This is a genomic window from Mesorhizobium sp. M4A.F.Ca.ET.020.02.1.1, assembly GCF_004022645.1.
Lineage (GTDB): Bacteria > Pseudomonadota > Alphaproteobacteria > Rhizobiales > Rhizobiaceae > Mesorhizobium.
Genome location: NZ_RZOI01000205.1, coordinates 1 through 8465, shown reverse-complemented (window position 1 = coordinate 8465; position 8465 = coordinate 1). Strand labels below are relative to the sequence as shown.

Here is an 8465-nt window from a genome sequence, read left to right as displayed (position 1 = left end):
ACGCAAGAGCGGCTGGAGCGCCACGCCCAGGCCATCAAGCGGCTGGCGCGCGTCGGCGACATCGCGCTGGTCGACGCGCCGCCGAAGGGCTCGGCGCAGATGGTGCTCAACGAGGCGACGGTGTGCCTGCCGCTCGGCAGCCTGATCGACCTCGCGGCGGAAGCGGCGCGGCTGCAGAAGGAACTGGCCAAGGTGACCGAGGAGATCGCCCGCCTGCACAAGAAGCTGTCGAACGAGAAATTCGTCGCCAACGCGCCGGAAGAAGTGGTCGAGGCCGAGCGTGAAAAACTCGACGAATACCGCGAGGCGCAAGAGAAGCTTTCGGTGGCGTTGACCCGGGTGCGCGACGCCGGCTGAAGTCAAGATTCGCCTCTACTAGCAGGCAGGTTTCCGGTAGGTTAATTGCCTCGAAAACGGCCATGCCGTTGCGTTAATTTTGACGTAAACGGAAAGTTTTAGCCCCATTGTTGCCATAATGTAACAATGGGGCCAAATAGCCCCGAAAGGCCTTGTTTTTGAGCTTTTTGTGACAGGTTTCACAGATTTTTTCCGCCGAGTTGCCCCGGCAAAGCCATTTTTCGGCTAGGCGGCGGCATAGGCCGATAGGCCCGAAAGGAAGCCGGCCAAGGTGTACATGTACGCCTCCTGAATTCATTGTTGCGCCGTTAACCCGAATTGGTTCTAGCTTGATCCACTAGTATTTCGGGGAGGATATCCATGAACAATTTGCGTTTGAAAGCACTGCTGGGGGCGGGGTGCTTTTCGCTGGCCGCGATCGGTTCCGCGCATGCCGGCGGCCTGGAACGCGGCGGTTACGACATCGACCTGCTGTTCGATCCAGCGCAGGTCACCGGCGAGGCTTCCGCCACCTATGTGATGCCGCAACGAGACCTGAAGAACGTGGTGGACATCGACCCGACAAATGGGCCGCTTAATTTGTTGGGCGCATCCAACTCCGCCCGCGATACCGAAAGCTACTGGGTGCCAAGTGCCGGCATCAAGATCGGCATGGGCCCTGTCGATTGCCTCGGCGACTACGGCCAACCGATCGGAGCGTTCAGCAATCCCGGCGCCAATTGGGCCGGTGCGAACGGCAATATCATAACCAAGGTAAAGAGCGAAGCGCTGGGCGCAACCTGCTCGTACAAGATGGACCTTGGCAAAGGTCAGTTTCGGGTTCTTGGCGGCGTATTTCACGAGGATGTTTCGGGCTTCAAGGAGCAGTTGGTTGCTCCTCTCCCGGCATTCTTGGGCACGGGCATAGGACGCCTCGATCTCGAGGGAGATGGCTGGGGATGGCGTGCCGGTGTCGCCTATGAGATTCCGGAAATCGCTCTGCGCGCCAGCCTGGTCTACAATTCGGCGGTGAAGCTCGACAACCTCGCCGGAACGCTCGACCTGACCCAGGTTTCCAGCATCATCGATCCGACAAATCCGCTGCTAGGTACCGTAACCAATGTCTATGGCTCCTCTGAAGTGCCGGACTCGGTGGAACTGAAGCTGCAGTCTGGTATCGCGCCAGGATGGCTGGCCTTCGGCTCCATCAAGTGGATGAACTGGAGCCAATTGCAGAGCATTCCGTTCTGCCCGACTGCGACGAAGGGCGTGTTTGCCTGCACCACCACCAGCGTGGTTCGCGCGACGTCATTGGATCTGCTCTACAGGGACGGATGGACTGTCTCCGGCGGCATCGGCCACAAGTTCAACGATCAGTGGAGCGGTGCGGCAGTTCTTACCTGGGATCGTGGTACCACCACCGGCCTCAGCGCCCAGACCGACACCTGGACCATCAGCGGCGGCGTGGCGTACACGCCGACCCAGAACATCGAGCTCCGTTTCGGTGGCGCGCTGGGCGTGCTCACCAGCGGGTCGATACATCCTGTCGTCGGCAGCGACGGCGTCACCTACGGCACCGACTATACCGCCGACTTCGGCAACGACCTTGTTTCCGCCGTCTCCACCTCGTTTAAGGTGAAGTGGTAAGCCCTTCAAACTGAACACAAAAGGCCGGGCATTGCCCGGCCTTTTTCGTTGGTGCCGTCAGGCGTGCGGGCGTCGCCGTAGCCGCACCAATCTCGCCGCGGTGCAGATTCGCCGCACATCCCGCGCCCCTCACAATTGTGACGTTTTAGCAACACTTTATGAACAACCCCAGCGCTACAGTTCCGGCCAGGGGGATTGCCCATTTCCCGCCATAAACCCGGCGCACCTCGAAATGGTCTCGGGACACGCGCCAAAAGGCTCGGCGATGGGGCAGGCCGCACCGCCCGCGGCAAGGACGAGTATGGACGCCAGAGTTATCTCCAAGGCCAAGCTGCCCAGCCGCTACGTGACCGTGGGTCCGGCGCGCGCGCCGCATCGCTCGTACCTCTACGCCATGGGATTGTCGGCGGCCGAGATCGCGCAGCCGCTGGTCGGCGTCGCCAGCTGCTGGAACGAGGCGGCACCCTGCAACATCTCGCTGATGCGTCAGGCGCAGGTGGTCAAGAAAGGCGTCGCCGCCGCCAACGGCACACCGCGCGAGTTCTGCACCATCACCGTCACCGACGGCATCGCCATGGGCCACCAGGGCATGAAATCGTCGCTTGTGTCGCGCGAGGTGATCGCCGATTCCGTCGAGCTGACCATGCGCGGCCATTGCTACGACGCGCTGGTCGGTCTTGCCGGTTGCGACAAGTCGCTGCCCGGCATGATGATGGCCATGGTGCGCCTCAACGTGCCATCGATCTTCATCTATGGCGGCTCGATCCTTCCCGGCAGCTATCGCGGCCGGCAGATCACCGTGCAAGACGTGTTCGAGGCGGTCGGCCAGCATTCGGTCGGCACGATCAGCGACGCCGAACTGCTCGAGATCGAACAGGCAGCCTGTCCGTCGGCCGGCTCGTGCGGCGCCCAGTTCACCGCCAACACGATGGCCACCGTCGCCGAGGCGATCGGCCTGGCGCTGCCCTATTCCTGCGGCGCGCCGGCACCCTACGAGATGCGCGACCGCTTCAACTACGCCTCCGGCGAAAAGGTTATGGAGCTGATCGCGAAGAACATCCGGCCACGCGACATCATCACGCTGAAGTCGCTGGAGAACGCCGCGACCGTCGTGTCCGCCACCGGCGGCTCGACCAATGCCGCGCTGCACCTGCCGGCGATCGCGCATGAGGCCGGGATCAAGTTCGACCTCTTCGACGTCGCCGCGATCTTCGAGAAGACACCTTACATCGCCGATCTCAAGCCCGGCGGCAAATATGTCGCCAAGGACATGTTCGAGGCCGGCGGCATTCCGCTGTTGATGAAGACACTGCTCGACCATGGTTACCTGCATGGCGATTGCATGACCGTGACCGGCCGTACTTTGGCCGAAAACATGCAGCATGTTGCCTGGAATGACAGCCAGGATGTGGTCCGTCCCGCCAACCGGCCAATCACCAAGACAGGCGGTGTCGTGGGCCTGAAGGGCAACCTTGCCCCCGAAGGCGCGATCGTGAAGGTCGCGGGCATGTCGGAACTGAAATTCTCGGGTCCGGCGCGTTGCTTCGATTCGGAAGAGGAGTGCTTCGAAGCGGTCACGCAGCGCAACTACAAGGAAGGCGAGGTTCTCGTCATCCGCTACGAGGGTCCGCGCGGCGGTCCGGGCATGCGGGAAATGCTGTCGACGACGGCGGCTCTCTACGGTCAGGGCATGGGCGGCAAGGTGGCGCTGATCACCGACGGACGGTTCTCGGGCGCGACGCGCGGCTTCTGCATCGGCCATGTCGGGCCGGAGGCGGCTATCGGCGGTCCGATCGGGCTCATCAGGGACGGTGACGTGATCTCGATCGATGCGGTCAACGGCACGATCGAGGTGGCGCTGTCCGACGCCGAGCTGGCGGCGAGGAAGAAGACGTGGAAGGCGCGCAAGACCGACTATCAGTCGGGCGCGATCTGGAAATATGCGCAGACGGTCGGATCGGCCCGCGACGGCGCGGTGACCCACCCGGGCGGTGCGAAAGAAACACATTGCTATGCGGATATCTGAGGTGTTGAGGTCGTCTGTCTTTTCGGCACTGGTCGCTGTGGCGACCTTGGGCGCCGTGGGCCAAGCCATGGCCTTCGACGACAAGGTATTCGACGACAAGACCGGCGTGAAGCCGCAGTCCAGCCCGTGGGCGGTGTTCCAGTTCGGCTTTTCCGCCTACAAGAACGGCCACAAGGACCAGGCGGTCGAGGCTTATAAATACGCCGCCGAGAACGGCCAGATTGGCGCCACCTGGAAGCTTGCGCGCATGTATGCCGAAGGCGACGGCGTGGCACGCGACGACTATGCGGCCTTCAAGTTCTTCTCGGAGATCGTCGACCAGGATGTCGAGCCGGGTTCGCCGGAGGAGAGCTATGTCTCCGACGCGCTGGTGGCGCTCGGCGACTATCTGCGCAAGGGCATACCCGGCAGCCCCGTCACGGAGAACGAGGTCGCGGCGCAGGAATACTACATGCGCGCGGCCGCCAACTACCGCAATCCGAACGCCCAATTCGAGATCGGGCAGATGTTCCTGAAGGGCGAGGGCGGCGTCAAGGCAAGCGTCAAGCAGGCCGGGCGCTGGCTCCAACTGGCGGCCGAGAAGGGCCATGCCGGCGCGCAGGCGACGCTCGGCAACCTCCTGTTCCAGAGCGGCAAGGTGGTGCGCGGCCTGGCGATGATGACGGCCGCACTCGAGCGTGCCGCACCGGCCGACCAGCCGTGGATCCGCAGCATGCAGGAAGAGGCCTTCGCCGCCGCCGGCGAAGCCGACCGCCGCACGGCCATCTCCCTGGCCGACGACATCCTGACGAAGGGCGGCGGCGACCAGTAAGCCGCGCCGCTGCCAAGTCACCCCAGGTAAATCAGTTCTCGGTCGGTTCCGTCGGCACCATGCTTGGCGCAGGCGTCGAGATCGGCGTGGTCATGACCGGCGGGGTCGTGCCCCGGCAGTCGTCATGGATCTTGGTCCACGAGGTGTTGTTGAGAACCATGTCGCAGCGGGCGAGGTGGCTTTCGCCGGCAATCGTCAGGCAGGCGGTCTCACCAATCTTGAACGATTTGCCGTTGGCAAGGCATGCCTGGGCGGCAAGCACCGGTGCCGGCGCGATCAACGCCAACACAAGACCAGCCGAGCAAAGAACAAACCGGATCGCCATCGAACCCCCGCAGCAAGTCGCATCAAACGCGCAATTTGTGGCGATATCAGGGTTTTGCGGAGATTTGCGTGAGTAGCCGTCAGGCGGGCTGCAGCGCCAGTTCGATCGCCACCGGCACGTGGTCGGATGGCTTCTCCCAGGCGCGGACATGCTTTTCGACCGAGGCCGAGGAAAAACGGTTGGCGGCTTCGGGCGACAAAAGCAGGTGGTCGATGCGGATGCCGTTGTTCTTCTGCCAGGCGCCGGCCTGATAGTCCCAGAACGTGTAGACATCGGACGAATCGGTGACGGCGCGCACTGCTTCGGTGAAGCCGAGGTTCTTCAGCCGACGGAAGGCCTGCCGCGTCTGCGGCTGGAACAGCGCGTCGCCCAGCCAGTTGTCCGGGAACCGGGCGTCGGCGGCTTCGGGGATGACATTGTAGTCGCCGGCCAGCACCAGCGCCTCCTCGAGCCGCAGCCGCTCCTGCGCCCACCTCTCCAGCCGCGCCATCCAGGACAGCTTGTAGGAGAACTTCTTCTCGTCGTCGATCGGATTGCCGTTCGGCAGATAGAGCGAGGCGACACGCAGCGCGCCCCTGTCGGTCGAGAACACGCCCTCGATGAAGCGCGCCTGCTCGTCCTCGTCATCGCCGGGCAGGCCCTTGATAACTTCGTCGAAGCGCAGCTTCGACAGGAGGGCGACGCCGTTGAAGCCCTTCTGGCCATGGGTCTCGACATTGTAGCCGAGCGCCTCGACCTCGGCGCGCGGGAACTGTTCGTCGACCGATTTGATCTCCTGCAGGCAGACGATGTCGGGCGCGCTTTCGGTCAGCCAGTGGGTGAGGTTGCCGATGCGGGCGCGCACGCCGTTGATGTTCCAGGTGACGATTTTCATGGATTGCCCTTGGGATCTTCGGACGGGAGGCGTTCGACGAGGCCGATCGTATTGCCTGCCGGGTCCTTTAGGAAGGCCATCCACTCGCTTTCCCCCGCCGGACCGAACTGGCCCTCGGTGTCGCGATGGACGAGTGCCGGCGGCGCGGTGAAGGGAATGCCCGCGGCCTTCGCCTGCGCATGGAAGGCTTCGAGGCCGGTAATGTCGAGATAGACGATGCCCGCCGGCACGCCATCGGTGAAGAACAGGCGCACGTCGCCGGCCATGATGAAGGCGATGCCCGGCGGATCGTAGCGCGCATGCACGCCCATGCCGAGCACGTCACGCCAGAAGGCGAGCGTGATGTCGAGATCGCGGCCGGCCGAGAGCGCGACCTGACGGACCGCGCCGATCGCAGGCATCCGATTTCTGCTAAACAGAGAAACTGGTGCCGCAGCCGCAGGAGGCGACGGCATTGGGGTTCCTGATCTGGAACGACTGGCCCATCAGGTCGTCGACGAAGTCGATCACCGAGCCGCCCATATAGACCAGCGACAGGTCGTCGATCAGCACGGTGGCGCCGTCCTTCTCGATGGCGACGTCGTCGTCGTTGCGCGTGTCGACGAGGTCGAACTTGTAGGAAAAGCCGGAGCAGCCGCCGCCTTCGACCGAGACGCGCAGCGCCGTCTTGCCCGGCTCGCCGGAAACGATCCTGGCGATCCGCTTGGCGGCGGCGTCGGTCATCTCGACCTTCATGGCAGTCTTGGCATCCGCGCCCATCGGCGTCACCTTGCTTTCGGTTTCATATGATAGGTATGAAGCGGGCGGGGCCAAGTCAACTGGTGGGTGAATGGACGTGCGGCAGGGCAAGGATGCTCTCGGCGACATAGGGTTCGGCTACCGGCCGCGCGCCGCCTATGCCAGCGATCCCGCGCGCTCGCGCGGCCGCCTGTTCGAGGAGGCCGAAAGCCCGACCCGCACGCCGTTCCAGCGCGATCGCGACCGCATCATCCATTCGACCGCCTTCCGCCGCCTGAAGCACAAGACGCAGGTGTTCGTCGCGCATGAGGGCGACCACTACCGCACGAGGCTGACGCATTCGATCGAAGTGGCGCAGATCGCACGCGCGCTGGCGCGGGCGCTGCGCGGCGACGAGGATCTGGCGGAGGCGGTGGCGCTGGTGCATGATTTTGGCCATACGCCGTTCGGCCATACCGGCGAGGAGGCGTTGAACGAGAAGATGGCCGCCTGGGGCGGCTTCGACCACAATGCGCAGTCGCTGCGCGTGGTGACGCGGCTGGAGCGGCGCTATGCCGAGTTCGACGGTCTGAACCTCACCTGGGAGACGCTGGAGGGGCTGGTCAAGCACAACGGGCCATTGACGAATGCCAAAGGGCAGGGGCTGAAGGGCCCGGTGCCGCAGGCGATCCGTGACTATTCGCAATTGCACGATCTCGAGCTCGACCGGTTCGCCGGCATCGAGGCGCAATGCGCGGCGATCGCCGACGACATCGCCTACAACACCCATGACATCGACGACGGTCTGCGGTCGGGCTTCCTGACGCTCGACATGCTGGAGGACGTCACCTTGCCGGGCTCGATCCTGGCGAGCGTACGAGCGCGCTACCCGGCGCTCGATCCGGTGCGCACCGGCCACGAGCTGATGCGGCGGCAGATCACTATGATGGTCGAGGACGTGATTGCCTCCACCCACGCCAACCTCGAGCGGCTAAAGCCCGAGAGCGCCGACGCGGTGCGGGCGGCGGGCGAGACGATGGTGACCTTCTCGGCCGGCATGGCCGCGACCGAGAAGGAGTTGAAAGCCTTTCTCTACAAGCACCTTTACCGGCACAGCGAGGTCATGCGGGTGCGGGCCGATGCCGAACGGATCGTGCGCGACCTGTTCGACTTCTATTTCGCCGCGCCGCGCGCCATGCCGGACGGCTGGCGCGAAGGACTCGATAGAGCGCAGGACCGCATCAAGGCGCGCGCCGTGGCGGATTTCCTGGCAGGCATGACCGACACCTATGCGCTGAAGGAACATCGGCGCTTGTTTGACCACACGCCCGATTTGAGCTAGGGCGGACGCGATTTTGCCGGCCAACGAGCCGGATTCCCTTGCACAGCCGCCAGAGCCAGACCCAATGAACATATTCGCCGATTTCAACGCGCGAGTCATAAAAGCCGTCGAAGCGCTTGATCTGAGAGACAAGGATGGCGCGTTGCTCGACTTGTCGCGCATCGCCGTCGAGCCGCCGCGCGACGCCAGCCATGGCGATCTCGCCACCAACGCCGCGATGGTGCTGGCCAAGCCGACCGGGCAGAACCCGCGCGCGTTGGCCGAAAGGCTGGCCGAGGCGCTGCGTGGCGACGCCGACGTCGCGGCGGCCGACGTCGCCGGTCCGGGCTTCGTCAATCTCAGGCTGCAGGATGGGTTCTGGCAGGCGCATCTGGCGGCGCTCCTCGG

General features: G+C 64.1%; 8 protein-coding genes and 2 pseudogenes. 6 read left to right on the top strand and 4 right to left on the bottom strand.

The genetic code is table 11. The features are described 5' to 3' along the window. The 4 genes and pseudogenes from EN742_RS15155 to EN742_RS15140 all read left to right on the top strand — a co-directional run. Positions 1-357, top strand: a pseudogene (locus tag EN742_RS15155) (valine--tRNA ligase); the annotation flags it as partial. Positions 358-717: 360 nt separating this feature from the next. Then, positions 718-1983, top strand: coding sequence for an OmpP1/FadL family transporter (locus EN742_RS15150; RefSeq protein WP_128332978.1), 1266 nt, complete (start codon positions 718-720; stop codon positions 1981-1983). 301 nt (positions 1984-2284) lie between these two features. Further along, positions 2285-4009, top strand: a complete 1725-nt coding sequence (gene ilvD, locus EN742_RS15145; protein ID WP_126054189.1) for a dihydroxy-acid dehydratase — start codon at positions 2285-2287, stop codon at positions 4007-4009. Next, positions 3996-4820: a tetratricopeptide repeat protein gene (locus EN742_RS15140; protein ID WP_126054190.1), complete on the top strand. Its 825-nt coding sequence runs from the start codon at positions 3996-3998 to the stop codon at positions 4818-4820. The genes ilvD and EN742_RS15140 overlap by 14 nt, the downstream gene beginning before the upstream one ends. Positions 4821-4851: 31 nt before the next feature. Here the strand turns inward: EN742_RS15140 and EN742_RS15135 are convergent, their stop codons facing one another. From EN742_RS15135 to erpA, 4 genes are all read right to left on the bottom strand, one after another. Beyond that, positions 4852-5145, bottom strand: coding sequence for a hypothetical protein (locus EN742_RS15135; RefSeq protein WP_126054191.1), 294 nt, complete (start codon positions 5143-5145; stop codon positions 4852-4854). A 79-nt stretch (positions 5146-5224) separates the two neighbouring features. Then, entirely contained in the window at positions 5225-6019 is a 795-nt protein-coding gene (gene xth / locus EN742_RS15130) for an exodeoxyribonuclease III (RefSeq protein ID WP_126054192.1), read from the bottom strand. Beyond that, the gene (locus tag EN742_RS15125; protein ID WP_126054193.1) at positions 6016-6420 is read right to left on the bottom strand and encodes a VOC family protein; all 405 of its coding nucleotides are present in this window, start codon (positions 6418-6420) and stop codon (positions 6016-6018) included. The genes xth and EN742_RS15125 overlap by 4 nt, the downstream gene beginning before the upstream one ends. Before the next feature lie 10 nt (positions 6421-6430). Beyond that, complete coding sequence (gene erpA / locus EN742_RS15120) at positions 6431-6778, bottom strand: iron-sulfur cluster insertion protein ErpA (RefSeq protein ID WP_126054194.1); 348 nt, start codon at positions 6776-6778, stop codon at positions 6431-6433. A 70-nt stretch (positions 6779-6848) separates the two neighbouring features. Here erpA and EN742_RS15115 point away from each other — a divergent pair, with 70 nt between their 5' ends. Further along, a complete protein-coding gene (locus EN742_RS15115) occupies positions 6849-8078 on the top strand; it encodes a deoxyguanosinetriphosphate triphosphohydrolase (protein WP_126054195.1) in 1230 nt (409 codons plus the stop codon). A gap of 64 nt (positions 8079-8142) precedes the next feature. Then, positions 8143-8465, top strand: a pseudogene (locus EN742_RS15110) (arginine--tRNA ligase); the annotation flags it as partial.

Coding starts and splice junctions, on each gene's coding strand:
- xth (WP_126054192.1), bottom strand. CDS start 6,019: ATGAAAATCGTCACCTGGAACATCAACGGCGTGCGCGCCCGCATCGGC.
- EN742_RS15150 (WP_128332978.1), top strand. CDS start 718: ATGAACAATTTGCGTTTGAAAGCACTGCTGGGGGCGGGGTGCTTTTCG.
- EN742_RS15125 (WP_126054193.1), bottom strand. CDS start 6,420: ATGCCTGCGATCGGCGCGGTCCGTCAGGTCGCGCTCTCGGCCGGCCGC.
- ilvD (WP_126054189.1), top strand. CDS start 2,285: ATGGACGCCAGAGTTATCTCCAAGGCCAAGCTGCCCAGCCGCTACGTG.
- erpA (WP_126054194.1), bottom strand. CDS start 6,778: ATGGGCGCGGATGCCAAGACTGCCATGAAGGTCGAGATGACCGACGCC.
- EN742_RS15140 (WP_126054190.1), top strand. CDS start 3,996: ATGCGGATATCTGAGGTGTTGAGGTCGTCTGTCTTTTCGGCACTGGTC.
- EN742_RS15115 (WP_126054195.1), top strand. CDS start 6,849: ATGGACGTGCGGCAGGGCAAGGATGCTCTCGGCGACATAGGGTTCGGC.
- EN742_RS15135 (WP_126054191.1), bottom strand. CDS start 5,145: ATGGCGATCCGGTTTGTTCTTTGCTCGGCTGGTCTTGTGTTGGCGTTG.